The organism is Mesorhizobium sp. ESP7-2 (assembly GCF_020164715.1).
GTDB lineage: Bacteria > Pseudomonadota > Alphaproteobacteria > Rhizobiales > Rhizobiaceae > Mesorhizobium.
In genome coordinates, this window is record NZ_JAIUGQ010000011.1 from 69,460 (window position 1) to 95,716 (window position 26,257).

General features: G+C 65.9%; 27 protein-coding genes. 14 read left to right on the forward strand and 13 right to left on the reverse strand.

All coding sequences use genetic code 11. The annotated features are described in order from the left end of the window. Positions 1-106: 106 nt before the first annotated feature. Complete coding sequence (locus tag LB543_RS13320) at positions 107-733, reverse strand: DUF1326 domain-containing protein (protein ID WP_140762138.1); 627 nt, start codon at positions 731-733, stop codon at positions 107-109. Between the two features lie 452 nt (positions 734-1,185). On the opposite strand from LB543_RS13320, the gene LB543_RS13325 reads away from it, so the two are divergent. The 5 genes from LB543_RS13325 (at position 1,186) to LB543_RS13345 (ending at position 5,109) form a co-directional block, all read left to right on the forward strand. Beyond that, positions 1,186-1,545 (forward strand): SPW repeat protein, encoded by a 360-nt coding sequence (locus tag LB543_RS13325; RefSeq protein WP_140762141.1) that lies wholly within the window; start codon positions 1,186-1,188, stop codon positions 1,543-1,545. A gap of 219 nt (positions 1,546-1,764) precedes the next feature. After that, a complete protein-coding gene (locus LB543_RS13330) occupies positions 1,765-3,132 on the forward strand; it encodes an NfeD family protein (RefSeq protein WP_224614412.1) in 1,368 nt (455 codons plus the stop codon). Continuing rightward, positions 3,129-3,887: a slipin family protein gene (locus tag LB543_RS13335; protein ID WP_140762146.1), complete on the forward strand. Its 759-nt coding sequence runs from the start codon at positions 3,129-3,131 to the stop codon at positions 3,885-3,887. Before LB543_RS13330 ends, LB543_RS13335 begins: the two co-directional genes overlap by 4 nt. A 322-nt stretch (positions 3,888-4,209) precedes the next feature. Next, positions 4,210-4,500, forward strand: a complete 291-nt coding sequence (locus LB543_RS13340) for a hypothetical protein (RefSeq protein WP_224614413.1) — start codon at positions 4,210-4,212, stop codon at positions 4,498-4,500. Positions 4,501-4,683: 183 nt separating this feature from the next. Next, on the forward strand, positions 4,684-5,109 hold the full coding sequence (locus LB543_RS13345) for a helix-turn-helix transcriptional regulator (RefSeq protein WP_224614414.1): 426 nt from the start codon (positions 4,684-4,686) through the stop codon (positions 5,107-5,109). 41 nt (positions 5,110-5,150) lie between these two features. Here LB543_RS13345 and LB543_RS13350 read toward each other — a convergent pair whose 3' ends face one another. Continuing rightward, positions 5,151-6,080: a LysR family transcriptional regulator gene (locus LB543_RS13350; RefSeq protein WP_224614490.1), complete on the reverse strand. Its 930-nt coding sequence runs from the start codon at positions 6,078-6,080 to the stop codon at positions 5,151-5,153. Positions 6,081-6,173: 93 nt separating this feature from the next. Between LB543_RS13350 and LB543_RS13355 the strand changes: the two genes are divergently transcribed. After that, on the forward strand, positions 6,174-7,184 hold the full coding sequence (locus tag LB543_RS13355; RefSeq protein ID WP_224614415.1) for a zinc-dependent alcohol dehydrogenase family protein: 1,011 nt from the start codon (positions 6,174-6,176) through the stop codon (positions 7,182-7,184). A gap of 213 nt (positions 7,185-7,397) precedes the next feature. Here LB543_RS13355 and LB543_RS13360 read toward each other — a convergent pair whose 3' ends face one another. From LB543_RS13360 to LB543_RS13385, 6 genes are all read right to left on the reverse strand, one after another. After that, positions 7,398-9,707 carry a xanthine dehydrogenase family protein molybdopterin-binding subunit gene (locus LB543_RS13360; RefSeq protein WP_224614416.1) on the reverse strand — a complete coding sequence of 770 codons (2,310 nt, stop codon included), beginning with the start codon at positions 9,705-9,707 and terminating at the stop codon, positions 7,398-7,400. Beyond that, on the reverse strand, positions 9,704-10,687 hold the full coding sequence (locus LB543_RS13365) for an FAD binding domain-containing protein (protein WP_224614417.1): 984 nt from the start codon (positions 10,685-10,687) through the stop codon (positions 9,704-9,706). Before LB543_RS13365 ends, LB543_RS13360 begins: the two co-directional genes overlap by 4 nt. Next, complete coding sequence (locus LB543_RS13370; protein WP_224614418.1) at positions 10,684-11,166, reverse strand: (2Fe-2S)-binding protein; 483 nt, start codon at positions 11,164-11,166, stop codon at positions 10,684-10,686. Before LB543_RS13370 ends, LB543_RS13365 begins: the two co-directional genes overlap by 4 nt. 90 nt (positions 11,167-11,256) lie before the next feature. Then, positions 11,257-13,515, reverse strand: a complete 2,259-nt coding sequence (locus LB543_RS13375) for a xanthine dehydrogenase family protein molybdopterin-binding subunit (protein WP_224614419.1) — start codon at positions 13,513-13,515, stop codon at positions 11,257-11,259. Next, positions 13,505-14,563, reverse strand: a complete 1,059-nt coding sequence (locus tag LB543_RS13380) for an FAD binding domain-containing protein (protein ID WP_224614420.1) — start codon at positions 14,561-14,563, stop codon at positions 13,505-13,507. Before LB543_RS13380 ends, LB543_RS13375 begins: the two co-directional genes overlap by 11 nt. Then, positions 14,560-15,057, reverse strand: a complete 498-nt coding sequence (locus LB543_RS13385) for a (2Fe-2S)-binding protein (protein ID WP_140762169.1) — start codon at positions 15,055-15,057, stop codon at positions 14,560-14,562. The genes LB543_RS13380 and LB543_RS13385 overlap by 4 nt, the downstream gene beginning before the upstream one ends. Before the next feature lie 252 nt (positions 15,058-15,309). On the opposite strand from LB543_RS13385, the gene LB543_RS13390 reads away from it, so the two are divergent. From LB543_RS13390 to LB543_RS13405, 4 genes are all read left to right on the forward strand, one after another. After that, entirely contained in the window at positions 15,310-15,930 is a 621-nt protein-coding gene (locus tag LB543_RS13390; RefSeq protein WP_224614421.1) for a TetR/AcrR family transcriptional regulator, read from the forward strand. Between the two features lie 231 nt (positions 15,931-16,161). Beyond that, positions 16,162-17,127, forward strand: a complete 966-nt coding sequence (locus tag LB543_RS13395) for an RNA polymerase sigma factor (RefSeq protein ID WP_224614422.1) — start codon at positions 16,162-16,164, stop codon at positions 17,125-17,127. Between the two features lie 109 nt (positions 17,128-17,236). Then, positions 17,237-17,692, forward strand: a complete 456-nt coding sequence (locus LB543_RS13400) for a carboxymuconolactone decarboxylase family protein (RefSeq protein WP_224614423.1) — start codon at positions 17,237-17,239, stop codon at positions 17,690-17,692. A 99-nt stretch (positions 17,693-17,791) separates the two neighbouring features. Then, positions 17,792-19,177 (forward strand): amidase, encoded by a 1,386-nt coding sequence (locus LB543_RS13405; RefSeq protein ID WP_224614424.1) that lies wholly within the window; start codon positions 17,792-17,794, stop codon positions 19,175-19,177. A 118-nt stretch (positions 19,178-19,295) separates the two neighbouring features. Here LB543_RS13405 and LB543_RS13410 read toward each other — a convergent pair whose 3' ends face one another. Beyond that, positions 19,296-19,568, reverse strand: a complete 273-nt coding sequence (locus tag LB543_RS13410; protein ID WP_140762182.1) for a hypothetical protein — start codon at positions 19,566-19,568, stop codon at positions 19,296-19,298. 421 nt (positions 19,569-19,989) lie between these two features. Here LB543_RS13410 and LB543_RS13415 point away from each other — a divergent pair, with 421 nt between their 5' ends. Then, positions 19,990-20,988 carry a bestrophin family protein gene (locus LB543_RS13415; RefSeq protein WP_224614425.1) on the forward strand — a complete coding sequence of 333 codons (999 nt, stop codon included), beginning with the start codon at positions 19,990-19,992 and terminating at the stop codon, positions 20,986-20,988. A 13-nt stretch (positions 20,989-21,001) separates the two neighbouring features. On the opposite strand, the gene LB543_RS13420 is transcribed toward LB543_RS13415, so the two are convergent. Both LB543_RS13420 and LB543_RS13425 read right to left on the reverse strand, forming a co-directional pair. Continuing rightward, positions 21,002-21,265, reverse strand: coding sequence for a hypothetical protein (locus LB543_RS13420; RefSeq protein ID WP_224614426.1), 264 nt, complete (start codon positions 21,263-21,265; stop codon positions 21,002-21,004). Positions 21,266-21,362: 97 nt separating this feature from the next. After that, positions 21,363-22,109 (reverse strand): DUF899 domain-containing protein, encoded by a 747-nt coding sequence (locus LB543_RS13425; RefSeq protein ID WP_224614427.1) that lies wholly within the window; start codon positions 22,107-22,109, stop codon positions 21,363-21,365. A 293-nt stretch (positions 22,110-22,402) separates the two neighbouring features. Here LB543_RS13425 and LB543_RS13430 point away from each other — a divergent pair, with 293 nt between their 5' ends. The 3 genes from LB543_RS13430 to LB543_RS13440 all read left to right on the forward strand — a co-directional run bounded on the left by LB543_RS13430 (position 22,403) and on the right by LB543_RS13440 (position 25,205). Next, positions 22,403-23,623: a helix-turn-helix domain-containing protein gene (locus LB543_RS13430; protein WP_224614428.1), complete on the forward strand. Its 1,221-nt coding sequence runs from the start codon at positions 22,403-22,405 to the stop codon at positions 23,621-23,623. A 33-nt stretch (positions 23,624-23,656) separates the two neighbouring features. After that, positions 23,657-24,289, forward strand: a complete 633-nt coding sequence (locus LB543_RS13435) for a DUF5074 domain-containing protein (RefSeq protein ID WP_224593261.1) — start codon at positions 23,657-23,659, stop codon at positions 24,287-24,289. An 85-nt stretch (positions 24,290-24,374) separates the two neighbouring features. Beyond that, positions 24,375-25,205 carry an aldo/keto reductase gene (locus LB543_RS13440; protein ID WP_224614429.1) on the forward strand — a complete coding sequence of 277 codons (831 nt, stop codon included), beginning with the start codon at positions 24,375-24,377 and terminating at the stop codon, positions 25,203-25,205. An 86-nt stretch (positions 25,206-25,291) separates the two neighbouring features. Here LB543_RS13440 and LB543_RS13445 read toward each other — a convergent pair whose 3' ends face one another. Then, entirely contained in the window at positions 25,292-25,615 is a 324-nt protein-coding gene (locus tag LB543_RS13445; RefSeq protein ID WP_263498695.1) for an endonuclease domain-containing protein, read from the reverse strand. A gap of 153 nt (positions 25,616-25,768) precedes the next feature. Next, positions 25,769-26,077, reverse strand: a complete 309-nt coding sequence (locus LB543_RS13450; RefSeq protein ID WP_140762202.1) for a hypothetical protein — start codon at positions 26,075-26,077, stop codon at positions 25,769-25,771. Between the last annotated feature and the right edge of the window lie 180 nt (positions 26,078-26,257).

The following is a 26,257-nucleotide window of genomic DNA, read 5'->3' on the forward strand; positions in this document are numbered from 1 at the left end:
TTTCGCAGCCGAACTCAGTCCGCCGGCATTGCAGAAACACCCCTGAAACAAAGAGACGGAGCGGGACCCATTGACCGAATGGAGCGTCCCGCTCTGGCGGCCGGACCTATTGTTGGCCCGACCAGTTGATCGAAGCGTAGTGCCCGTTGCGGCGGGAATTGTCCCAGCGCATGCCGTGGTCGCTGAACGTGCTGTCCTGCACGCCCATCGCCATGAACAGCTTGTCGGGGTTGATGGGATGGCCGGTGGCCGCCCACATCTCTCCGTCCTCGCGCATCGTCGGCAGCGGTTCGACCGCAACATGCATGACCCCCGGGATCTCCACCGACCGCTTCTTGCCATCGATCTGGTACCTGATCGGCGCCTTTTTGGCTCCCAGGTTCGTGCCGATCATCGGCGCGAGCATAGCCATCGGGCCACCAGCGGCGCCGGTGAAGATCGCGCCCAGCGCCTCCATTTGCGTGTCATCGGCCCGTTCGTCGATATAGGCAGCGGCCGTCCAGTTGCCCTCCGCCATCGGACCGGGCGTGCGCGCGACCATCGCGACGTTGAGGCCGTCCAACCGCGCATCACCGAAATTGCCGGTGTCGATGTGAAAGGCCAGGGCAACGTCGCAGACGCCCTGCGTCGGCTTTGACGTCAGTTGCGCTTTGGGTGACATCAGGCAGGGACAGACGACGTCGCAGTTACAATTTTCGAAATAATTTCCGGACAACTGCCAACTGGTTGCCATTGGCTCCTCCCGAGTGCGAGGCGGGCCGGAATATCGCCGCTTTCTTGGCCAGGTGGCGCCGCTTTTCCTTGCATTTTCGAGCGGCAGACAGTCCAACCCCGCGAACGATCGGCGCGCCAGACCAGTAGGCATACGCTACGCCGTTGCCCGGCACTGTCAAGCACCAGCGGAGAAGGTGCCGCGCTTCGAATTTCTCACGATTGTCGGCAACGACAACCCTGGGATTCGCGCCCCGGGGCAAAACCTCGGCTGCAATCCCTGCACTGGGAATGCCGCGCACTGATCCCGTTCGGGAGCGAGGCGACCGCAAAGGGTGCAGGGAACCCTAGCTACGCCCGGCCGAGCCTGCCGCCGAGCAGCTCTTGAAGGCCACGTGAAGCATAATTACATCAATGGGTAAGCGTGCGTCGCACGCGAATTGCTTTGGTCAAGCTTCATCTATGGAGGTTGTCATGGCTAATATGCTCATGGAAGGAAAGAAGGGCCAGGACTGGCTCAATCTGGTCCTTGCCATCTGCCTGTTCATCTCACCTTGGGTAATCGGCTTCGCTGCTGAGACCGCACCTGCATGGAACGCCTGGGTTGTTGGCGTCGTGCTGGGTGTCATGGCTCTGGCAGCGCTTACCGCATTCGCCGAGTGGGAAGAATGGGTGAGTGTCGTTCTCGGGCTCTGGCTGATCGTTTCGCCCTGGCTACTCGGTTTCATGGCGAACACACATGCGATGGCCACCGACGTCGTTCTCGGCGTGCTGGTAGTTGCCGTATCCGGCTGGGCCGTCTGGGACTTCCGTCACCCGCACGCGCACGCGTGATCTGGGACGGACCAAGGGTGGGGGCTCGGCGCGCGAGTGACGGGCTCCTCCCGCAGATCTGGAATGGGCGCCCAAGGTACGCGAAATTTGGGCTGGCGCTCCGGTGCCGGCATCCTTTTGCCGGTCCGCCCGTGCCGATCTGGCCACCCGCTTGCGAACGGGAGGCCTGCTCATGGATTTCGATGAGATCGAACCCATATCTTGGGTAGGAGTTTGAGCGTGACCTTCGCGCGGGTGGCCCTTTTCGCCGCGGCCTTCGTCGCCGCGGCTGTCGTTTCTCTCTTCCCTTCGGCCGGGAGCGAGAAGGTTGCGCTGAGCGTGGCGATCGATGGCGCCATCGGGCCGGCAAGCGCAAGGCAGCTCGAGGAAGCGCTTGGCGTCGCCGCCAAGCGGGACGCCGCGGTCCTCATCCTTCAACTCGACACGCCCGGCGGGCTGGTCACCTCGATGCGCCAGATGATCTCCGATATCCTGGCTTCGCCGGTGCCCGTCATCGGCTATGTCGCGCCGGCCGGTGGCCATGCGGCGAGTGCCGGCACCTACATCCTCTATGCCACCCATGTCGCGGCCATGGCGCCCGGCACCAATCTGGGTGCTGCGACACCGGTGGAGATGGGCGGGCTGCCGGCGCTTCCGGGCGACCAGAAGGACAACCAGAAGGATACCACCGGACGGCCGGCGGGCGACGCGATGATGACCAAGGTGACCAATGACGCGGTCGCCCTGATCCGCTCGCTCGCCGAACTGCGCAATCGCAATGGCGACTGGGGCGAGAAGGCCGTGCGCGAAGCGGCGAGCCTGTCGGCCAATGCGGCATTGCAGGAACATGTGATCGATTTCGTCGCCCGCGACACCACCGAGCTCCTGCAACTGGCCGATGGGCGCACCGTCGATGTGGCCGGCAAGAAAGTGGTGCTGGCGACGAAGGGGCTGCCGGTCGAGACGCTGGAGCCGGGCTGGTTCATCCAGCTGCTTTCCGTCATCACCGATCCGAACACCGCCGTCATCCTGATGCTGGTCGGCGTCTATGGCATCGTCTTCGAGTTCACCAGCCCGGGCGCGGTCGCGCCCGGCGTCATCGGCACCACCTGTCTCGTGCTCGGCCTTTATGCGCTCGATCTCCTGCCGATCAACTATACCGGCCTTGCCCTAATGCTGCTCGGCATCGTTTTCCTTATCATCGAGGCCTTCAATCCCACCGTCGTGCTCGGGCTTGGCGGCGTGGCCGCGTTTCTGTTCGGTGCCGCCATGCTGCTGCGGGTCGAGGGGCCGGGCTTTGCCATGTCATGGGCCGTCATCGGTCCGGCCGCCGCGCTGACGCTTGGATTGGCGCTGCTGAGCGGTACCTATCTCTGGGCGGCGCGCCGGAACCCGCCGCGCGTCGGCGGCGAAGCGATGCGCGGCCAGCCGGCCGAGATCCTCGACTGGCAGGGCGGCGAGGGCCATGTGCTGGCCCTGGGCGAGCGCTGGCGAGCGAAGGCCGATGAACCCGTCGCGGCCGGCGACAGCGTCGAGGTGACGGACATCAGCGACCTCGTGCTGACCGTGCGGCGGCGCGACGCGGGAAGGAATGGAGCAAGGCAATGAACATCGGCTATGTGGCCTATCTGGTACTAGCGCTAATTGTGGTCATATTCCTGTCCGCGGCCATCCGCATCCTCCGGGAATATCAGCGCGGCGTGGTCTTCACGCTCGGCCGCTTCACCGGGGTCAAGGGGCCCGGGCTCATCATCCTCGTTCCCTTCGTCCAGCAGATGGTGAAGGTCGACCTGCGCGTGGTGGTGCAGGACGTGCCGCCGCAGGACGTGATTTCGCGCGACAACGTCTCGGTGAAGGTCAATGCCGTGCTATATTTCCGCATCGTCGACGCCGAACGGGCGGTCATCCAGGTCGAGGACTACATGGCCGCCACCAACCAGCTGGCGCAGACCACGCTGCGATCGGTGCTCGGCAAGCACGAACTCGACGAGATGCTGGCCGAGCGCGACAGGCTCAACAGCGACATCCAGGAAATCCTCGACCAGCGCACCGATGCGTGGGGCATCAAGGTGTCCAATGTCGAGATCAAGCATGTCGACCTCAACGAGAACATGGTCCGCGCCATCGCCAAGCAGGCCGAGGCCGAGCGGCTGCGGCGCGCCAAGGTGATCAATGCCGAAGGCGAGCAGCAGGCGGCGGCGAAACTGGTCGAGGCAGGCCGCATGCTGGCGGCCGAGCCGCAGGCCATGCAACTGCGCTATTTCGAGGCCTTGCACGACATCGCCGGCGAGCGCTCCTCCACCGTGGTGTTCCCGCTGCCGGTGGACCTGCTCGGTCAATTCCTGAAGGGGCAGGGGAAGTAAGCAACCCCCTTTCCGCCTCCCAACTGGGTGAGTTCAGCCAGCCTGCAGGTTCCTGCGCTTCCGGTCCCACGGACGTCAAATACGCTCGCTTCCGGGCTCTCGATATCGTCCACCCTCGGCTCGGCCTGGTCTGGCTCAACGCTACAACAACAAGTCCAGGAAAAATGTGGAACAGTTTCCGTCAAGAAGGCGTTCTTACGCACTGCAAGGCACACTCAAAATAAGTGAGAAATAAACCATAAGTCTTTGTCCTAGATCAAAGTCGAGAGTGGTTTCTTCGGGTAACAGGGCGTCCGCTGCGATATTTTGGAGAGGATGGCGGATGTCGACCCTTCATTTGAGTTCAGAATACCGGAATAAACAGGATAGCCTGTCCGAGCAGTCAAAATCGGTACATCATGGGGCAATGGAGCTTCAGACAGCCATTCTCCTTACATTGCGGGGCTATCGTCGCCGCTCAGTAATTTCCACTAATTATGTGATGAAAAGGGTGCGACAGCTGTGTCCTGATTGCGTGCTCGCCGACCATGCATTGGCCGGATTGATCCAGGAAGCCGCGGTGCTGTTGGCATTGATCCCGGTGTTCGATCCGTGCCTTGGCAAGGCCAGATAGGTTAGAGCGGCTACCAAGCCTTTTAGCATCGCTGAACCTCGCGGTCCGCAGGGCCGCGAGGTCTCTTTTGTCCATCCCTGGGCGGTCGCCCGGCAGGAACGGCGCTGTCCCGCCAGATATTTGCGTCCTTGCTGGGTCCGCCTGATCTTTTCTCACTGTCAGAACCTGACGCTGAGATCTGCCTTGGCGCCGTTGTCGGTGTTGTGGCCGGATGCTTCGCTTGGCGCGCGCGGCATAGGGCTGCCGGTTTCGGCCCAGGGCCAGCCGCCCGCCGTTGCCTATGTGTTGCCGCTGAATGAAGGAACGGCGCGCGCGGTTTTCCGGCCGGCATGCGCGGCTGTGTTCATATCGACGACGACATCGGCTTCTCCCCTCCCGGAAGCCGTTCTGATCACGCTGTTCGACCTTACACCCGCGGAGGCGCGGGTGCTGCTGCGGATCGGCGGCGGATTGTCAGCCTCCAAGAGCGCGTCGTCGCTCGGCATTGGTGAAAACACCTTGAAGACCCACCTCAATCGAATTTTCGCCAAAACCGGCACGAGACGCCAAGCCGACCTCGTCAAACTCGTGTCGGACATCGGCACGCCGCTGGCGGCTCATGGACCCTGAGGGCGGAGCGCGTGGTCTCTACCGCCAGCGGGTCAGAGGCTTTACCGCCGCCAGGGCGGCTCCGGCGCGAAGCGCTTGCCGATCCAGTCGGCGAAGGCGCGGGTCTTGGCGGCCTTTCCCTTGGCCGAGGGCGTGACGACATAGACCGCGCCTTCGTCCGCCAGCGTCCACTCCTCCAGCACGGGCACCAGCCGTCCATCGGCAAGCTCGCGGCCGACCAGCCAGTCGGTGCTCATCATCAGGCCGACGCCTTGCACGGCGGCGTCGACCAGCACCTCGGCGTCGTCGCTGACCAATGGCCCGGAAACCTCAACGCGCGCGCGCCGGCCCTCGCGGTCGGTCATCTCCCAGGCCGGAAAGGTCTGGAAGCCCGAGAAGCCCAGGCAGGAATGGTCGAGCAGTGCCTGCGGTGTCTCCGGCCTGCCCCTGCGGGCAAGATAGGAGGGAGCGGCGCAGAGCAGCCGGCGTCGCGTCGCCACCTTGCGTGCCACCAGGCGCGAATCCTCCAGGCTGCCCAGCCGCACGGCGACATCGAAATTCTCGGCGACCAGATCGGTGAAGCGGTTGGAGAATTCGGCCTCGATGCGCACATCGGGAAATTCGGCAAGGAATTGAGGCAGCAGCGGCCCGATCCACATGCGCCCGAACGTGCCGGGCAGGGCCAGCCTGAGCACGCCGCGCGGGCCGCCCCCGGCATGCGCGGACGCGACGGCCTCGGCCTCGTCGACGGCAGCGAGGATGGCGCGCACGCGTACCAGGAATTCGGCGCCTGCTTCGGTCAGCGACACGCTGCGCGTCGTGCGCGAGAGCAATCTCACCCCCAGCCGCGCTTCCAGCGATTGCAGGCGCCGCGACAGGATGGTCGCATCGCGCCCGACACGCGCCGCCGCGCGGGTAAAGGAGCGCGCCTCCGCGATAGCGGCGAAGGCGGCCATCTCGGCAAGGGCCGCGGGTTCGTGAGATTGCTGCATCATTCACAGTTCTCAATTGCAAAAAACAAGGATTATCCAGAGATAGCGCAGCAAATAGGTTCACTCAATCCATCAAATCGTCGGAGTGAAACCATGAAAGCCATCGAACTCAGCCAGCCCAGGCTGGACGCCTTCCGCGCCGTCACCGTTGCAACCCCCGAACCGCAGCGTGGGGAGGTGCTGATCCGTCAGCGCGCGGCGAGCCTCAATTTCGTCGATGTGGCGGTGGCGAGCGGCAATTATCCCGGACCGAGCTTTCCGCTCATCCCCGTCGCCGACGCCGCCGGCGAGATCGTAGCGCTGGGCGAGGGCGTTACCAGATTCGCCATCGGCGACCGCGTCGTCGCGCATGCCAAGCCGCGCTGGATCGGTGGGCCGCCGCGGCCTTACGAGATGACGCAGATGCGCGGCATCTCGCTGCCGGGATCGCTGGCCGAATATGTGGCGCTGCCGGCCAATTCGCTGGTGCCGGTCCCGGCGCATCTTTCCTTCGAGGCGGCCTCGACGCTGCCGATCGCCGGCACCACCGCCTGGAACGCCATCCGCGCCGCCAATGTCGGGCCAGGCTCGGTCGTCGTGCTGCTTGGCACGGGTGGCGTCTCGATCTTCACCCTGCAACTCGCGAAGGCCGCCGGCGCCACGGTCATCATCACCTCGTCGTCGGACGAAAAGCTGGAGCGGGCGAAGGCACTCGGCGCCGATCATCTCATCAACTACCGCGCGACGCCCGACTGGGACGGCAAGGTGCTGGAGCTGACCGGCGGTCTCGGCGCCGACCTCATCGTCGAGACCGGCGGAACCGCAACCTTCGCCCGCGCCGTCAACGCCACCGCGCCCGGCGGCACGCTGTTCACCATCGGCTTCGTCACTGGCGCCGAGGCCACGGTCAATCTGCTGCCGATCATTATCAAGGCGCTGAAGGTGGTCGGCAACAACACCGGATCCGTGTCCGATCTCTTCGACGCCGCCCGTGCCATCGGCGCGGCCCGGATCGAGCCGGTGGTCGACAAGATGTTTTCACCCGATCAAGCGACCGAAGCCTACACCCACATGGCCGCCGGCGGCCTGCATTTCGGCAAGCTGGTGTTCGGTCTGGAGTGGTGAAGCAGCCGATCTCCCCCCTCGTGCGGGAGATGCCCGGCAGGGCAGAGGGGGCGCGAAGGATCGCGGCCTTTCGGTCAATCTGAGAGCGCTGAGGAGCTGCATAAACTTGTGCTCGCAAACTGCTGACATGCCGGCGGGACAGCGCCCCCCTCTGGCCTGCCGGCCATCTCCCCACTTGGGACCCACTTTGGGGGGAGATTGGCAGTTCCACCCTCAGATCAGCTTCTCCAACGTGATCGGCAGATCCCTGATTCGCTTGCCCGTTGCGTGGAATACAGCGTTGGCAATGGCCGGCGCCATGCCGACGATCGCCAGTTCACCGACGCCTTTGCCGCCAAGCACCGAGGAGTGCAGGTCGGGGATGCCGACCGAAATCACCTCGATGTCGGGGATGTCGGCATTGGTGGGGACGAGATAGTCGGCGAGGTTGTTGTTGACGATGCGGCCGTGGCGGCGGTCGACGATGCCTTCCTCGAGCAGCGCCTGGCCGATACCCATGATGATGCCGCCCTTCCATTGGCTTTCGGCCAGCTTCGGATTGTAGAGCCGGCCCGAATCCAGCGCCGACACCACGCGCGACACGCGCACCGTGCCGAAATCCTCGTCGACACGCACCTCGACGAAATGCGCGCACCAGGAATGGCGGGAATAGTCGCCCTCGGTGTGCGGCAGAGCCATGGCGATGGTGGTGTAGTTCTTGTAGCGATCCTCGGCGCTCGAATTTGCCGGCATGGTGTCGCCGGTCGCCTCGATGCGGTCGCGGCCGACGCTTTTGAGCAGTTCGGCGATCGAGACATCGGGGCCTTCGCCGCGTGGTGCGGTGATGCGGCCATTGGCGACGACCAAAGTGTTGGCCTGCAGCGCGTGGAAGGGCGAGCGCGGATCGCTGATCGCCAGACCGATCAGATGGTCGAGTGCCGAGGTCGCCGCCTTGTGGACAGCGCCCGTCATCACGCCGGCCAGCCGTGAGCCGCCGGCGACGCCGGCACGGGGAAAGCGGGAGTCGCCGAGCTTCACCACGACGTCGTCGGCGCTCACGCCGACCGTCTCGGCGGCGGTCTGCGCCAGGATGGTGTAGGTGCCCTGGCCCATGTCGATCGAGGAGCTCTCGACCTCGACCGAGCCGTCGGCCAGGATCCGCACGATCGCCTTGCCATAGGCGCGCCGCACCGGATAGGTGCCGGCGGCCACGCCCCAGCCGACCAGATGGTTGCCGTCGCGCATCGAGCGTGGCTCAGGCGTGCGCCTGGCCCAGCCGAAGCGATCGGCACCCACTGCAAAAGCTTCACGCAACTGCCTGGTCGACCAGGCTTTTTTCGCATGCGGATCCTGTTCGGCATAGTTGCGCAGCCGGATTTCCAGCGGATCGATGCCGACCTCGTAGGCGAGCTCGTCGATGGCGCTTTCGGTGCCGAAGGCCGACGGGTTTTCGCCCGGCGCGCGCATGGCGCCCGGTACCACCGAGTTCACCCGCACGACATTCTGTTTCGAGGAGAAATTCGGCGTCGCGTACATGATCGAGGTGACCGAGCCCAGCGGCTCGACCCATATGCCGTCGATCGAGGTTTCGTTGACGCCGCGATGCACGATCGACTGGATCATGCCGTCATGGTCGGCGCCGATTGTCACCGTCTGGCGGGTCGCGGCGCGGCCGCCATAACCGGTGAAGGTCTGCGGCCGCGTCATCACCAGCCGCACCGGCCGGCCGAGCATTTTCGCGGCACTTGCGGCAATCGCCCCATGGCTGAGCGCCAACGCCTTGGAACCGAAGCCGCCGCCGATATAGGGCGACACCAGCCGCACATTCTCGAACGGCACGCCGAACCATTCGGCATAGGTGCGCGCCATGCCGTCCAGCCACTGGCTCGGCTCCCACACGGTGAGGTGGTCGCCCTCCCAGCGGGCGATAAGGCCATGCGGTTCCATCGGCGCCTGGTATTCGCGCGGCGTGTTGTAGGCGGCACAGATGCGCACCGGGGCGGAGGCGAAGGCGGCCTGCGCGTCGCCCCATTCCTTGGTCATGGCGTCGATCGGAATGCCGTCGCCGGCCTTGCCATCGCTGAGGTCGACGATTGCCGGCGTCTCGTCATAGCTGACCTTGACCATCGCTGCGGCGGCCACGGCCTGCTCGAAGGTCTCGGCGACGACGGCGGCGACATGCTGGCCCGAGAAGGTGACGTCGCGCGCCAGCGGGCAGTAGGGTTTGTCGGGCGGCGGGGTGCCGAACCAGTCCGAGGCGGTTTTCAGGCTGATGGTCGTGTCCGGTGTCAGCACCTTGAGTACGCCCGGTGCTGCCTCGGCCGCCTCGCTGTCCATGGCGCGCACCTTGCCGGATGCAATCGTGCTTTCGACCAGCACGGCGTAGGCGAGGCCTTCGAGCTGCTGCTCGACGGCGTATTTGGCCGCACCCGTGATCTTGGCTGGGCCGTCGACGCGCGACAGCCGGCCGCCGACGGCTTCGGCGCCGCCGTCGGAGGCGTCGCCCCGTTTCGGTTCACCAACTCTGATGCTGTGAACGGTCATGCCGTTTCTCCCATCTTGAGAATAGCCCGTGCGACGACGCGCGGCGCGAGCTCGATCTTGTAGTGGTTGGCGCCATGGTCGACGGCGCCTTCGACGGCGAGCAGGCTTGCGGCGCGAACAGCTTCCGGCTCCAGCACCTTGTCTTTCAGCGCGTCTTCGACGGCGCGCGCCCGCCACGGTTTGGTGGCGACGCCACCGAGCGCCACGCGCAGGTCGCGGATGGTGCGTCCGTCGGATTCCAGTTCGAGCCCGACGGCGGCGCTGGCCGCGGCGAACTCATAGGATTGCCGGTCGCGGATCTTGAGGTAGGTCGAACGGCGGGCGGCGGCGGAGGAGGGGATTTCGATGGCGGTGATCATCTCGCCCGGCTCGATCGCGTGTTCCTTGTCCGGCGTCGTGCCAGGCGACAGGAAAAAGTCGTCGACCAGGATGCGCCGTTCGCTGAGATGGACTATTGCGTCGAAGGCGACGAGCGCGGTGGCGAGGTCGCCGGGATACATGGCGATGCAGGCTTCGCTGGTGCCGAGCACGGCATGGCCCCTGGTGACGCCGCCGATCGCCGAACAGCCGCTGCCTGATACACGCTTGTTGCAGGCGGCAAAATTCGACGGATCGCGGAAATAGGGGCAACGCGTGCGCTGCATGAGATTGCCGCCAATGGTTGCCATGTTGCGGATCTGCGCCGAGGCTGCTTGCCAAAGCGCCTCCGAGATGGCGGGAAAGCGGTTCTTGATGTCCGCGTGGTCGGCGACATGGCCCATCCTGGCGAGCGCGCCGATGATGGCGCCGCGCTCGTCGATCTCGATCCGGTCCAGCCCCTCGAGATGGGTGATGTCGACCAGCGTGTCGGGGTTGGCGACGCCGCATTTGGCGAGGTCGATCAACGTGGTGCCGCCGGCAAGCAGCATGGCGCCGGGGAGAGCGGCCGCCTGGCGGGCGGCGTCGGCCGAGGTGGCGCGAAGATAGGAAAAGTCCCTCATGACGCGGCCTCCAGCGCTGCCTGGCGCACGGCGGCGACAATGTGCGGGTAGGCGCCGCAGCGGCAGAGATTGCCGGCCATGTATTCGCGGATCTCTTCGTCCGATCCGGCATGGCCCTCGCGGATGCAGGCGACCGCCGACATGATCTGGCCTGGCGTGCAATAGCCGCACTGGAAGGCGTCCTGTTCGAGGAAGGCAGCCTGCATGGGATGCAGTTCGCCCTCCCGTGCAAGCCCCTCTATGGTGGTGATGGTGCGGCCCTCGGCTTGCGCGGCCAGTGTCAGGCAGGCCAGCATGCGCTCGCCGTCGACATGGACGGTGCAGGCACCGCATTGGCCATGGTCGCAACCCTTCTTGGTGCCGGTCAGGCCGAGCCGGTCACGCAGGGCGTCGAGCAGCGTGACACGCGGTTCGAGTTCCAGCGTGTGATGCTGGCCGTTGATATCGAGATGGACGGGAATTGTGGTCTTGCTGGTCATGGGCGTCTGGCTCCAGTTGCTTGACGCTTGGGGGCTGGATTGGAGTTAGGGGTAGGGAGGGTCCAACCGTTGCTTCGGACGGACCGCTCCTCACCCCAGCAGGTCCTCGATCCGGATCGGAAAGCGCCGCGGGCGCACGCCGGTCGCATGCCACACCGCATTGGCGACGGCGCCGGCCGTGCCGGTGATGCCGATTTCACCGACGCCCTTGATGCCGAGGGCGTTCACGTGAGGGTCGTCCTCGTGAACCAGCAGCGCCTCGACCGACGGCACGTCGGCATTCACCGGGACATGGTATTCGGCGAGGTTGGCATTCTGGATCCGGCCGGAGCGCCGGTCGGTGACGGCTTCCTCATGCAGCGCGAAGGAAACGCCCCAGATCATCCCGCCATAATACTGACTGCGCACCAGCCGCGGATTGATGACCCGTCCGGCAGCGAATGCGCCGACCAGCCGGGTGACGCGGATCTGGCCCAAATCCGGGTCGACCTTGACCTCGGCAAAGACGGCACCATGCGCGTGCTTGGCGTAGGCCTCCTGCGACGCCGGATCCGGTGCACCCTTGCCATGGCCTTCGATCTCGGCAAGGCCCGCGCGGGCAAGGATCTCGCTATAGCTTTCGCTGCGGCTTTCGTCGTCGCGCCGGTAGAGGCGTCCGCCGCGCGCCAGGACACCTTCATTGCCGGCGCCGAACAGCGGCGAGGCTTCGTTACCGGTGGCAAGATCGGCAAGCCTGGCGATGACCGCCGCACCCGCATTGTGGATGGCCATGCCGGCCGTCGCCGTGTGACCCGACCCGCCGGCGATGCCCGCATTGGGCAGGTCGGAACTGCCGGCCCTGAAATCGACCTGGTCGATGTCGAGCCCGAGCCCGTCGGCTGCAATCTGGGCAAAGGCGGTCCAGGCGCCTTGGCCCATGTCCTGAGCGCCGGTCTCCATCAAGCCGCTGCCGTCGGCCCTCAGCACGGCTCGGGCCTCGGCCTGGAACATGAGGGCCGGGAACGTCGCCGTGCCCATGCCCCAGCCGGTGAGGAAACCATCCGCGTCGCGCATCCGCCGCGGCTGCAGCGGGCGGCTCGCCCAGCCAAACGCCTCGGCCGCCTGTTCGTAGCATTCGCGCAGCGCCTTGGAGGAGAACGGCTTGCCGGTCATGGGCTCGACTTCGGCATAATTCCTGAGCCGGAATTCCAGCGGGTCCATGCCGCAGGCATACGCCGCCTCATCGATGGCGCTTTCCAGCGCGATCGAGCCGGTGGCCTCGCCCGGCGCGCGCATGAACAGCGGCGTGCCGGTGTCCAGCCGCACGGCATCGTGCGAGGTGGCGATGGCCGGACTGGCATAGAGCGTGTGCGAGGCGTCGGCCGCCGGTTCGAAGAAATCGTCGAACGTGCTCGATGTGGTCCTGGCGTGATGGGAGATCGCGGTCAGTCGCCCTTCGCCATCCATGCCCATGCGCAATGTCTGGCGCGTCGGGGCGCGATGGCCGACCGGGCCGTACATCTGCTCTCGCCGCAGCACCAGCTTGACCGGGCGGCCGACGAGCTTCGCCGCCAGTATGCCCAGCACTTGCGGACCGGAAATCATGCCCTTGGAGCCGAAACCGCCACCCAGGAACGGGCTGCGGATATGAACGTTTTGCGGTGCGATGCCGAACAGGCCGGCGATGCGGCCCTGCGCCATCGCAAGGCCCTGGCTCGGCGTGTCGATCGACAGCCGGTCGCCATCCCAGGCGGCGACGATTGCGTGGGGCTCCATGGCGTTGTGGTACTGGGCCGGCGTCTCGTAAGTCGCCTCGATCCGCGTCCTTGCCGATTCGAGGCCGGCTTCGACATCGCCCTTCCGCTGCACCGCCGGGTTGCCGACGCCAACACCGCGGGGCACGAAGCTTTTGGCGCCGTCGAGACCGACGCGCGCCGGCTCCGCTTCATAGCGCGGCGAAAGCAGCGCCGCGCCTTCGGTCGCCGCTTCCAGGGTCTCCGCGATCACCACGGCAATACTCTGGTTGGCGTAGCGAACCGCATCGTTCTGCAGCAGGTCGAGCCGGAACATGAAGGGATGGTCCTTGGCATCCGGATCGACGGCGAGCGCCGGCCGGTTCAGTGGCGTCATAACCTCGACCACGCCCGGATGCGCCTTGGCCGCCTCGATATCCAGCGACACGACCCGGCCGCGCGCGATGTTCGAGACGGCGAGCACCGCATAGAGCATGCCGGGCGGGTGGTTGTCGGCGGCGTAGCGCGCCGTGCCGGTGACTTTCAAGAATCCGTCGCGGCGGGTCAGCGGCTGGCCGATGCTGGAGCCCTGCCGCGTATGGGCGGGTTGCTGGTTGAGGCTGAGTTCAAGCGTCATGGCGCACTCCGGGAATGGAGGAAAAGGGTGAGGCAGGAAGGGCCGGCATCCGCTCGGGCGTTCCGGCCTTTGCTGATATCAGCGCCCTGACGACGATGCGGCGGGCAAGCTCGATCTTGAAGGCATTGTCGCCGGAGGGGCTGGCGTCGGCCAACGCGGCGTCCGCGGCGCGAACGAAGCTCGCCTCGTCGGCATCGGCGCCCAGCAGAGCGGCTTCCGCCGAGCGCGCGCGCCATGGCTTGGCCGCGACACCGCCCAGCGCCAACCTTGCGCCGCGGATCTTGCCGCCATCGACGACAAGTGCCGCGGCCGCCGAAACGACGGCGAAGGCATAGGAGGTGCATTCGCGCACTTTCAGATACCGGGCGTGAGCGGCGAAGGAGGCTGCTTCCGCCGGCAGGCGCACTGCAACGATCAACTCGCCCGGCTCCAGCACAGTCTCGCGCTGCGGGGTGTCGCCAGGAAGCCGGTGGAATTCCTCCAGTGTCACATGGCGCCGGCCTTGCTTGCCCTCGATCTCGACCACGGCATCCAGCGCCACCAGCGGCACGCAGAAATCGGAGGGATGGGTGGCGATGCAGGCATCGCTCCAACCCAGGATGGCGTGCAGGCGGTTCTCGCCGCCCAGTGCCGAGCAGCCGGAACCGGGTTCGCGCCTGTTGCAGGCGCTGGCGGTGTCGTAGAAGTAACTGCACCGCGTGCGCTGCAGCAGATTGCCGCCGACGGTGGCGGCATTGCGAAGCTGCGCCGAGGCGCCCGAAAGCAGCGCTTCGGCCACCGCAGGATAGGCCTTGGCGAAGGCCGGATCGTGTGCGAGATCGGCATTGCGGACCAGCGCGCCGATGCGCAAGCCGCCATCATCGAGCGTTTCGATGCGATTGAGTTCCGGCAGGCGGGTAATGTCGACGATCCGTTCGGGGCTGGTAATGCCGCCCTTCATCAGATCGAGCAGATTGGTGCCGCCGGCGAGATAGGCCGAGCCCGGTCCGGCCGCCGCCGCTATGGCTTCGGAGATGGTGGCCGGCCTGACGAAATCGAAGTCTCTCATGCCGCGGTCCTCCGGTCGGTTCTGGCAAGTTGTTGCTGGGCCTCCAGAACGGCCTCCACGATGCCGCCATACGCCGCGCAGCGGCATATGTTGCCGCTCAGCCCCTCGCGGATGCGCTCGGGATCGGCGCCAGCCTGTCCTTCGGCGATCAGGCCGAGCGTGCTCATGATCTGGCCGGGCGTGCAGAAGCCGCACTGGAAGCCGTCATGGGCGATGAAGGCGGCCTGCACCGGATGCAGTTCTTCACCGTGAGCGACACCTTCGATGGTCAGCACCTCGGCGCCGTCATGGCTGACCGCCAGCGCTAGGCAGGAGTTTATGCGTTTGCCGTCGACCAGGACCGTGCAGGCGCCGCACTGGCCGCGGTCGCAGCCCTTCTTGGTGCCGGTGAGCTCAAGCCGCTCGCGCAGCAGGTCGAGCAAGGTGACGCGGGTGTCGACCTCGAGTTCATGGTGGTGTCCGTTGACGGTAAGCGAGAGGGGAAGGGTGGTCATGGGCGTCTGGCTCCAGTTGCTTGACGCTGAGGGGGATGATCTGGCGCTTTGGGAGGGAAGGACAAGGTCAGGCGACAGCCAATCCGCCGCGGGCGGGGAAGGTGACAGCTTGCGGCTTCGAAAGACGTGACATACCGGGCTCCCTGATTATATGATAAAGGTTCTCCACTAAAAGCGGAGGTGCCTCCGTTTATTTACGTGGGGGCTGGCCACGCATGGTTCAAGCCCCCATATCCCTGGTGGAGAAAAAAATTGGCTTTTGAGCCTGTCACGACTGTCGAACAAAACCCCGCCGCCGCAGACAAGCCGTTGCGCGCCGACGCGCGGCGCAACCGCGACAAGCTGGTCGAGGTGGCGGCCATCATGTTTGCCGAACGCGGCATCGACGCCTCGCTGGAGGAGATCGCGCGGCGCGCCGGCGTCGGCATCGGCACGCTCTACCGGCATTTCCCGACGCGCGAGCATCTGGTCGAGGTGGTCTACCGCCGCGAGGCGGAGGCGCTGTGCGCCGCCGGCGGCGAGCTTGCGGCAAAACATCCCTCCGATGTCGCTCTGGAAGAGTGGATGCACCGCTTCGTCGACTATATCGCCACCAAGCGCGGCCTGGCGACCAGCCTGCGCATCCTGTTCACCACCAATTCGACGCTGTTTTCCGACACGTCGGGACGCGTGTCGCAGGCCTTGCGGCAACTGGTCGAGGCGGCGGTGGCCGACGGCACGATCCGCGGCGACGTCGATGCCTCCGACGTGTTGCATGCGCTCGGCGGCATCTACTCGGCGCCCGACACGCCTGAATGGCGCGACCGCTCGCGCCGGCTGGTGAAGCTGTTGATGGACGGGTTGCGGTTTGGGGCCGGGAAGCGGCCGGAATGAGAACAGTTCGGACGATCGGCATCGGCGCTGCGCAATCGGGCTTGCACGCCGGATTCGCTCTAGCCATGGGCTGGCCGCAAGCAGCGGCATCCAGCATCTGAACTCCGGCCCGGCATAATTCGATCACGCTTCCTGGCGAGGGGTCCGACGCGCCAGCTTTCCCCGCCGAACTTTCCGACCCCTCAGCGCATCCTGTCCATTTGTGATATGATCGCGGCAGGGAATGCAGACATGGGGCAGCCCAATTTTCACCGTGACGGTAGCAAGCCCGACGCGGAGCTGGTGATGGCGGCACGCGGTGGCGAGGCGCCCAGTCTCGGCCTGCTGTTCGAACGCTACCGGCCGCAGCTCTATGCCATCGCCTTGTCGATGCTAGGCTACACCAGCGATGCCGAGGACGCGGTCCACGAAACTTTCGTCACCGCGCTCACACGGCTGGATGGCCTACGCGATCCCGCCGCGGTCGGCGGCTGGCTGCATTCCATCCTCAGGAACCACTGCCTGATGGCGCTGCGCCGGCGCCGGCCCTGCGCCAAGCCGGCCGAAACCGACCGTGTTTTCCGCGAGCTCGCGGACGAGGAGCGCATCGAAAGCCGGATCGAAAGCCGCGACCTGCGGGACTGGGTGTGGGCAGCGCTTGGCCGGCTGCCGGAGATGCAACGCGCCACCGTCATGTTGCGCTATTTCGGCAGCTCGCCGAGCTATGAGGAGATTGCAGCCATCCTGGGCGTGCCGGTCGGCACGGTGCGCAGCCGGCTGTCCGACGCCAAAGTCAGGCTTTCGGAGCTCTTGCTGGCATCGGCCGGCCTGTCCGACAAGGATCACCAGAAGCTGGTGGCAGAGCGTCTTGCTTTCTATGTCGCGGAATTCCGCTCGCTCTATCGCGGTGGCAGGGACCGCTTCCTGGCCCACTACGCCGACGACCTCGAAATCGGCTTGGCGGGGGGGCCGCGGCGCCTCGGGCGTCATCTGTTTGCCGAGATCGTCGACGGGGACACCGGCGATGGCGTGCGCGCCGAGCCGGTGCGGGCGCTGGCCAGCGGCAATGTCACCGTGCTCGAAGGCAATTTCCTCAATCCGCCGGAAGATCCGTTCCACTGCCCGCCGGGCTTTGCCTTCGTTCTGTTCCATGGCGAGCACCAGGTGCGCGGCATGCGCATCTACAATTCCGCACGGCCGGCCCACTCGGGGGAATAACGTCTTCGTGAAAATCCGGCAGCGGCGAACTTTCCGGTTGGCCGCTTCATCCTTTCTGGGTCACGCGGCCGGCTTCCGGCGCGCCAACCCACAGCAAAGGAGGAATATCATGTCTGCCGTCAGCCGTATTCGCAACACTCTCGCCCGCGCCATGGTTCTCGGCTCGGTCCTCGCCATTCCGGCCCTGGCTCCCGCCCATGCCGACGATTACGACGCCACCCTCAAGGACATCCAGTCGACCATGGGCGGCGTGCCGAGCTTTGTGAAGCAGTTCCCGAAGGCCGGCCTGCCCGGCGCCTGGGCCGAGGTCAAGGCCATCGAGTTCAGCGATAACACAGCGCTGTCGCCGAAGGTGAAGTCGCTGATCTCACTGGCGGTCGCCGCGCAAATCCCGTGCAGCTACTGCATCTGGTCGGACACGCAGGCCGCCAGGAAGGCCGGCGCCACCGACCAGGAGATCCAGGAGGCGGTCGCCATGTCGGCATTGACGCGCCACTGGAGCACCATCTTCAATGGCATGCAGGTCGATTTCGACACGTTCAAGAAGGAGATGGCCGGGGAGTAAGGGAATAGGGGAATAGGGGAATGGGGGAAAAGGGAAATAGGGAATGTGGTCGATCCGCGCTCCCTATTCCCCAGTTCCCTCCTCAGTGAGGATAAGGACATGAACGACGCCCTCGCCAACGACTCCACCTTCATGACCGCCACCCGTCTGGCGGCGGCGATCCGCGAACGGCGGATCAGCGCCGGCGAGGCCATGGAGGCGCAGCTGGCCCGTATCGCCCTGGTCAATCCGCTCATCAACGCCATCGTCACTCTCGACGAGGCGGCGGCCCGCGCCGGGGCGAAGGCCGCCGATATGGCGATCGCGCGCGGCGATGCCGTCGGCCCGCTGCATGGCGTGCCGATTACCCTGAAGGACGGCCACGCCACCGCGGGCATGCGCACCACGGTCGGCCTGACGGCCTGGGCCGATCACATTCCGACAACGGACAGCACCATTGCCGCCAGGTTGCGCAAGGCCGGCGCCATCATCATCGGCAAGACCAATGTTCCGCCCAGGCTCCGCGACCTGCAGACCTGGAACCCGATCTTCGGCCGCACACTCAATCCCTGGGATGTCGCACGCACGCCGGGCGGCTCCAGCGGCGGCGCCGCGGCCGCGGTCGCCGTCGGGTTGGTGCCGCTGGAGATCGGCAGCGACGCCGGCGGTTCGATCCGGATACCGGCTCATTTCTGCGGCATCTATGGCTTCAAGCCGACGGAGGCGACGGTGCCGATCACCGGCAGCTATGGCGATCCGCCCGACATGCCGCGCAGCTTCCGCCTGCTGTTAGGCATCGGGCCGATGGCCCGCGATGTCGACGATCTCATCCTCGCTCACCGCATCATCGCCGGCGCCGACGGCCTCGATACGGAGGTTCCGCCGGTCGCGCTGGAAGAAGCGCCGGAGCCGCCGCTGGACCGGCTGAGGGTCGCCTGGGCGCCGACTTTTCCCCGGGTGCCGGTCGCGCTCGACATCGCCGATGCGATCGCCGGCTTCGCCGCCGTCATCGAGGCCGGCGGCGCGCGCGTGGGGCAGGCCTTGCCGTCGCATGATTTCGCTGCCGAGCGGGCGCTGTTCTCGGACCTGATCACCTGGTACTCGCAGGTCTTCCAGCTGCCGCGCGACGCTTCGCCGTCGCTGGCGGCCTATATCGAGGCGCTCAACCAGCGCGATGAATTCATCTTCGCCTGGGAGCGCTTCTTCGACGACTGGGACGTGCTCGTCTGCCCGGTGACGATGTGCACGGCCTTCCTCCACCAAGAGACGGGCGTGCCGATCCCGGTCGACGGCGTCGAAACGCCGTACTGGGCCGCGCTGAGCCACGCTTGCCGCTTCAACCTGACCGGCCATCCGGTCGCAGTCATCCCGATCGGCCTCGACCCTGAGGGCCTGCCGATCGGCGTCCAGCTCGTCGGCCGCCGCCACGCGGACCTGAGACTGCTTGCCATTGCTCGGGCACTGGCCAGGCTCACCGACGGCTTTGTCAGGCCGCCTGGACTGTGAACGGTCGCGGCGTGCGGCGGTCCGCGCCGCCGCGGTCACGGTGTCGTGTCCGCGTGCTTGAAGGTCAAGCCGAACCGCAACGACGCCAAGACTTCCTCTCGACGCTGTAGCGAAGCGATTATTTCCTCGCTTCGACCAGGACCACGAGGGATTCCGGCACCACGCCGTCATGGGCCATCGCATCGGCGGCAGCCTTGCTCTGCATCATTCCCGCCAACTTAGCCATATCGGGAACGTCCATCATCACCGCCACCCGGGTCGGGTTCTGGGGATCGATGAATGTGCGGATGTTGGTTACCCCGAGCGCACCGAAAAGCTCCGCCCGCTTGGGTGAATTGAGCCAGTGCTTGGCATCTTTGGTGATGTTGTGGTGGGCAATGACTGTCGGCATGGCATCCTCCCGAGGTGACGCCGACGGTCGAGATCCCGCCTTTCGCAGCGATCCACCTTCGCGAGCGAGTGAGCGCCGTTTCCTTCGACCTGTCAATTAGCAATTGCTGGGGCCAGTGAGCGGCGAGGCGCCCTCGCGAATGCCGGCTGGAAGGGCTGTCGTCGATCGCCGCGGTCGATCCCGGCCCGCAGTCGGCGATCGAGATCGCCAAGGACGGTCCGCTCAAGGCCACCGGGCCGGAGCCCGAGGACCCGGACGGCGCGCGACCACATGCGCCGGCCTTGTGCGGCTCTCTACCAAGAACGGCCATTCATCCCGGACATGCGGCATGCTAGAGCGGCGGAGCGTGTCCTGGAATTGCGCCAGGCGTCACGGCAGGATAGCTCGATTTGTCCGCTATCCACGTTTTCGAGGGCATTCAATGTATGTAGGCCGTTCCTACAAGGTGGTCGATTTCGCGCTCTGGTCGCGGCGCAGCGTCCTCTACATGGTGGTGGTGAGCGGGCTGGCCGTGGCGGCCTACCGCCTGCCAGGCATTGCCGGGTTCTCCGTGCCATGGTCGGTGGTGCTGGTGCTCGGCACCACGGTGTCGCTGGTCGCAGGCTTCAAGAATTCGCAGGTGTTCACCCGCAGCGGTGAGGCGCTGCAGGCTTTCACGCAGATCACGGCCAGCAGCCGGATGTGGTCCAATTTCTGCCGGGACTTCCTCGATGCGCCGACGGCTCGGCAGCTCATCTACCGCCACATCGCCTGGATGACGGCGCTGCGATACGCGCTGCGGCGGCCGATGCCGTGGGAATCGATGGGGAAGGCCGCCAATATCGAATACCGGCGGCGTTACCACATCCAGGAGGACAAGGGCTCGATCGCCGACGACTTGCGCCCGCTGCTGGGTGACCAGACCGCGGCTGTCCTGAAATCGCCTCGTCCGGCGATAGCCTTGCTCGAATTGCAGTCGGTCCAGGTCAACGGGCTGCTCAAGGACGCCAAGGTCCCGCCGCAGGTCTATGTCGAACTGACGAAGCTGATCCGCGACTTCCACGACCAGCAGGCGCGCTGCGACCGCATCAAGAACAATCCCTATCCCCGGCAATACGCCATCGTCAGTTCCATGTTCGTGATGATCTTCTGCACGCTTCTGCCGTTCGGCGTGGTTCCGGTGTTCGCCGGCATGGGCAAACTGGACGGCATGCTCGGCTCCATCGCCATCTGGCTGACGATCCCGTTCAGCACGTTGCTGGGCTGGGCCTACATGTCCCTCGACCAGGTCGGCGAGAGCAGCGCCAACCCCTTCGAGGGCAACGCCAACGATGTGCCGATCTCGCAGATCTGCCGCGACATCGAGATCGAGATGCGCGCCGGGCTCGGCGAGAGCGACCTTCCCAAGCCCTTGCTGCCGGTCAACGACATCGCCATGTGAGGTGGGCAGGCGCCTACCGGCGGGAGATCACCCGCAGCCAGGGCGCCAGATGGAAAGCGCTCATCAGCAGATACATGGCAGGCATTCCGGTCAGGATTGGGCCGGCCAGCGGCGAGGGATTAGCGCCCATGCATAGCATGGCGGCATCGCCACCCTGAAGACAGGAGACCAGCGCCATCACCGCGAAGGTGGGCGCCGCGGCGAGACACAGCCAGTCGGCGATGCCACGAGGGGCGGCATTTTCGGCGCTGCCGATGCCGGAATGGATATCGCTCATGGTCTTATTCCCTTGGTGGTTGCGACCCGTCGGGACCTGGGTTCCTCGGCCCTGCCGGAGGGGGGAGGGGAACCCAGGCTGGACAGTCTTGCGCCGGCTACTGGTTGGCCTTGTCGCGGAAGGCGGCCTCGCCGGCGGCGGACACTTCGGCCCATTTCTTGTCGGCCCCGGCTTCGTAATTATCGTGCCAGTTCCACCAGCTGTAGAGCGGGGTCTGCGGGTAGCCTTCGGGCGAGTCCTCCCAGGTCTCCTGGCGGCCGAGCGGCGTGACGTCGAGATAGCTCCAGACAGTACCCAACGCCTCGTCGCCGCGGTTGTTGATGAAATAGGTGCGGAAGATGCGGTCGCCATCATGGATGAACACGTTGTGGCCGTGCCATTCGTCGACGCCGAAATCCTTGTCGAAGCTGTCGGTGATCGTGTACCAGGGCATCTCCCAACCCATCCGTTGCTTCAGCCGCGCAATGTCGGCCTGCGGGGCGCGCGAGGCATAGGCAAGCGTGGTGTTGCGGGCGTTGAGATGGGCGAGGTGGCCGACCTGGTCGGCGCCGAGCGAGCAACCGCGGCAGGCGTGCTCCGGCCAGCCATAGACGCCGGGCTCGAAGAAGGCGCGGTAGACGATCAGCTGGCGGCGGCCTTCGAACAGGTCGAGCAGGCTCACCTTGCCGTCGGGACCCACGAAGACGTAAGCCTTGTCCACTTCCGTCCATGGCATGCGCCGGCGTTCGGCCGACAGCGCGTCCCTGGCCCGCATCGTCGCCTTTTCCTTCACCAGCATCTTTTGGTGCGCGGCTTCCCAGTCTTGCCGTGAAACGATCGGCGGGGTCTTCATCGTCATGGTCATTGGTCTTCTCCTTGGCCAGTCGTGGCGTCGTTGCGGTGTGGTGTTGCCTGGGTATGCCGGGGTGCCGCAGGCGCGGTGGGATCCGAGAGATCCGGTCCGGCGCAACAGGGGTGGCGTGCGGCGTGCTTGGCCGTATCATTCGACGCGTCGGCGTCGAGATCGAGGTCGGTGGAAGCAGGCATCTTCTTGTTCTCCTATGCGTGCCGTCATTGCCGACTTGCTGGTTGACGGTACTGACTTAAGTTAGGGCGGCGCGGCGCCGAGGTGGGAGTTACAAGTATGACGGGATTTGAATGGACTCGCTGATCACCTCGGCGGCGCTGGCGCTGGCGGCCGGCGATCCGCTCGGCGCGCTCGATCGCGTCGCCCTGCGCGAGGACGCGCCGGCGCTGGCGCTGCGCGGCATCGCGATGGCGCAGCTCGGCGACTTCGATCGCGCCAAGCTCTTGTTGCGGCGGGCCGTGCGCGCCTTCTCCCCGAAAGAGGCCGTCGCGCGGGCCAGATGCGTCGTCGCCGAGGCCGAGATCGCGCTGGTCTCGCGTGATCTCGGTTGGCCGGCCAAGGCGCTCGACGCGGCCCGCACGACGCTGGAAAAGCATGGCGACCGGTTGAACGCGGCGCATGCCGGCCATCTCAAGGTGCGGCGGTTGCTGCTGATCGGCCGCCTCGACGAGGCCGAACATGTGCTGGCCGGGCTCGACCCGGCGCCGCTTCCGCCGGCGGCCAGAGCCGCGCACGAGCTCGCCGTCGCCGGCATCGCCATGCGGCGCCTGCGGACCAGGCCGGCGCGCGCGGCGCTGGAGTGGGCACGCCATGCCGCCCGCAAGGCCGGCATTCCCGGCCTCATCGCGGAGGTCGACAGCGCATGGCTGGCGCTGGAGACACCCGCTGCGCGGCTGATCGTGCAGGGCAGGGAGCAGCCGCTGCTGCTCGAAGAGGTCGAGGCATTGCAGGGATCGCCGGCGCTGGTCGTCGATGCTTTCCGCTACGCCGTGCGCAGCAGCGGGGTCACGATCTCGCTGGCGAGCCGGCCGGTGCTGTTTTCGCTGGCACGGTCGCTCGCCGAAGCCTGGCCCGGGGACGTGTCGCGGGGGGAACTCGTGGCGCGGGCCTTCGGCGGCAGGCATGCCGATGAATCGCACCGCGCGCGCCTGCGCGTCGAGATCGGGCGGCTGCGCGCCGAGCTTCGCGCACTGGCCGGCATCAGCGCCACCAAGCATGGCTTCACGCTGGGGCCGCGCCAGGCGCGCGCGGTGATGGTGCTGGCGCGGCCGATCGAAGAGCGGCACGCGGCCGTGCTGGCCTTGCTGGCCGACGGCGAGGCCTGGTCGAGCTCGGCCCTGGCGCTGGCGCTTGGAACCGGCCAGCGCAGCGTGCAGCGGGCGCTCGAGCCACTTGCCGAGGCCGGCAAGGTGCAGTCCTTCGGCCATGGCCGGGCGCGCCGCTGGATGACGCCGCCGGTGGCGGGTTTCACGACCACCTTGTTACTCCCGGCGCCGCTACCGAACGACTAGGAAGCGATGAGGACCACCATCGAGGATCAAGACATGAAACATTCAGCGGCCGAAATTTTGAGGGAATACGGACCCTTTCCCGGTGCCAATACGGTGGCCGGGGTGAGCTTTGACGGCAAGAACGTCTGGTTTGCCTCGGGCGACAGGCTGAACGCCTTCGATCCGGAGAGCGGTCAGGCGTTGCGCTCGATCGATGTCGCGGCACATGCCGGCACCGCCTATGACGGCCGGCATTTCTTCCAGCTCGCCAAGGACCGCATCCAGAAGATCGATCCCGACACGGGGGAGGTGCTTTCCACCATTCCGGCACCCGGCAATGGCGGCGATTCCGGGCTCACCTGGGCAGAGGGCGCGCTCTGGGTCGGACAGCACCGGGAGCGCAAGATCCACCAGATCGATCCCGAGACCGGGGCGATCCTGCGCACCATCGAATCCAACCGTTTCGTCACCGGGGTGACCTGGGTCGACGGCGAGTTGTGGCATGCCACCTGGGAGGGCGACGAAAGCGATCTGCGCCGCATCGACCCACGGACAGGCAAGGTTCTGGAGAAGCTCGACATGCCTGCCGGCATGGGCGTCTCGGGGCTGGAATCCGATGGCCGCGACCGCCTCTTCTGCGGCAGCGGAAACGCCGGCGTGGTGCGGGCGGTGCGCCGACCAAAGTGAGGGACACGAATTTTCCCCCACCGACTGGCCGCTGCGCGATGTCGAGCCTAGATAGGCTGGACCATCCCCGCAAAAGGACCAGACCATGCCCGAACAGATCACGTTGAACGACGGCGCCGCCATTCCCCAGCTTGGCCTTGGCGTGTGGCAGGTCGATCACGACATCACCGCGCAAGTGGTGGGCTGGGCGATCGAGGCCGGTTACCGGCTGATCGATACCGCCGAGGGCTATCAGAACGAGGAAGGGGTCGGCGCGGCGATCCGTGCCGCCGGCGTGCCGCGAAGCGCGCTGTTCATCACCTCGAAGCTGCGCAACGGCGCCCACCAGCGCGATGCGGCGCTTCGTGCCTTCGACGACACGATGCAAAAGCTCGGCGTCGAGCAGCTCGACCTGTTCCTGATCCACTGGCCGGTGCCCAGCCAGGACAAATATGTCGAGGCGTGGAAGACGCTCGTCGAGCTGAAGCAGGCCGGCCGCATCAAGTCGATCGGCGTCTCGAATTTCAATCCTGATCATCTGGAACGCATCATCGGCGAGACGGGCGTGACACCCGTCGTCAACCAGATCGAGCTACATCCGCGCTTCCAGCAGCGCGCGCTCAGGGAGTTTCACGCCCGGCACGACATCCATACGGAAAGCTGGAGCCCGCTGGGCAGCGGCCGCTTGCTGAGCGACCCGACCATATCAGGCATTGCCCGCAAACACGGCAAGTCCGCCGCGCAGACGATGATCCGCTGGCATCTCCAGCAAGGGCTGATCGTCATCCCGAAGTCTGTGCGCCAGGACCGTATCGCGGCCAATTTCGACGTCTTCGATTTCGAACTGGATGCGCGGGACCTGGAGACGATCGGCGGCATGGATTCGGCCGACGGCCGTAACGGGCCGAACCCGGCGACGGCAGCGTTTTTGTTTTAAAGGAGCTGGCGTTGAAGCTTGCCAATCTCCCCCCTCGTGGGGGAGATGCCCGGCAGGGCAGAGGGGGGCACTGTCCCGCCGGCCACTCAGTCAGTACCACCCAAACCCGCCACAATGACAATATGCTGGCAGACATTGTCGATGTCGCGGATGACATCGTCATTCCAAAACCGGAGCACGGTCCAGCCGTCCTGTTCCAGCCGCTTCGTTCTGAAGGTGTCGACCGCTGCAAGCTCTGCGTCGCCGTGCTGCGATCCATCGAGTTCGACGACGAGCTTCTTCTGCGGGCACGCAAAGTCGGCGATATAGCCGGCAATCGGAAATTGTCTTCGAAAGCCAAGTCCCATCAGCCGATGCGCGCGAAGTTCATTCCAGAGCTTCAACTCCGCGTCGGTCATGACCTTGCGCATCGATCGAGCGTTTGCGCGGTTTTGTGGGGGCAATGGCGTATGAGGCATGGCAGTTTCGATTGTGATTGAGGTTGGCGCTCTACGGCGCCCCCCTCTGTCCTGCCGGACATCTCCCCCACGAGGGGGGAGATCGGCGCCATAGCCCTCGGCGCCCTAAATCCCCGACCCGTCCAGCTGTTGCGCGTCGTCGCCTTCCCATGGCGCCGGCATCGAGGCGCCCCGGCTGAGATTGGCCGAGGGCATCGGCATCCAGCATTTCAGCTCCGGCTCGACATATTCGACGACGCGGCCGGGCGAGGAATCGGAGGCACGCCAGCCTTCGTCACCGAACTGATCGGCGCGTGACCAGTAGGCGAGGTCGACTTCCGCTGGCCCCTGTTCGGACGGGCGGACCGTAACGAGTATCCGGCTGCCGTCTTTCGGCGCGCTGGACATGTGGCGCCAGCGGTCGGGCTCATCCATCGTTTTTCCTCCTGCCTTGCTGTGGGATGAAGTGTCGCCTCGCCATCGGAGGCGGTCAACCCAAACTTTGCACGCCCATCCTGTTTCGATGGGGCTGCTTGTTCCGCCCGGTCCGCGGGGCATGTATGATTGTCGGATTGCACCAGCCGCACCGCAGTTGCCGCCGGTATCACGGCAGGA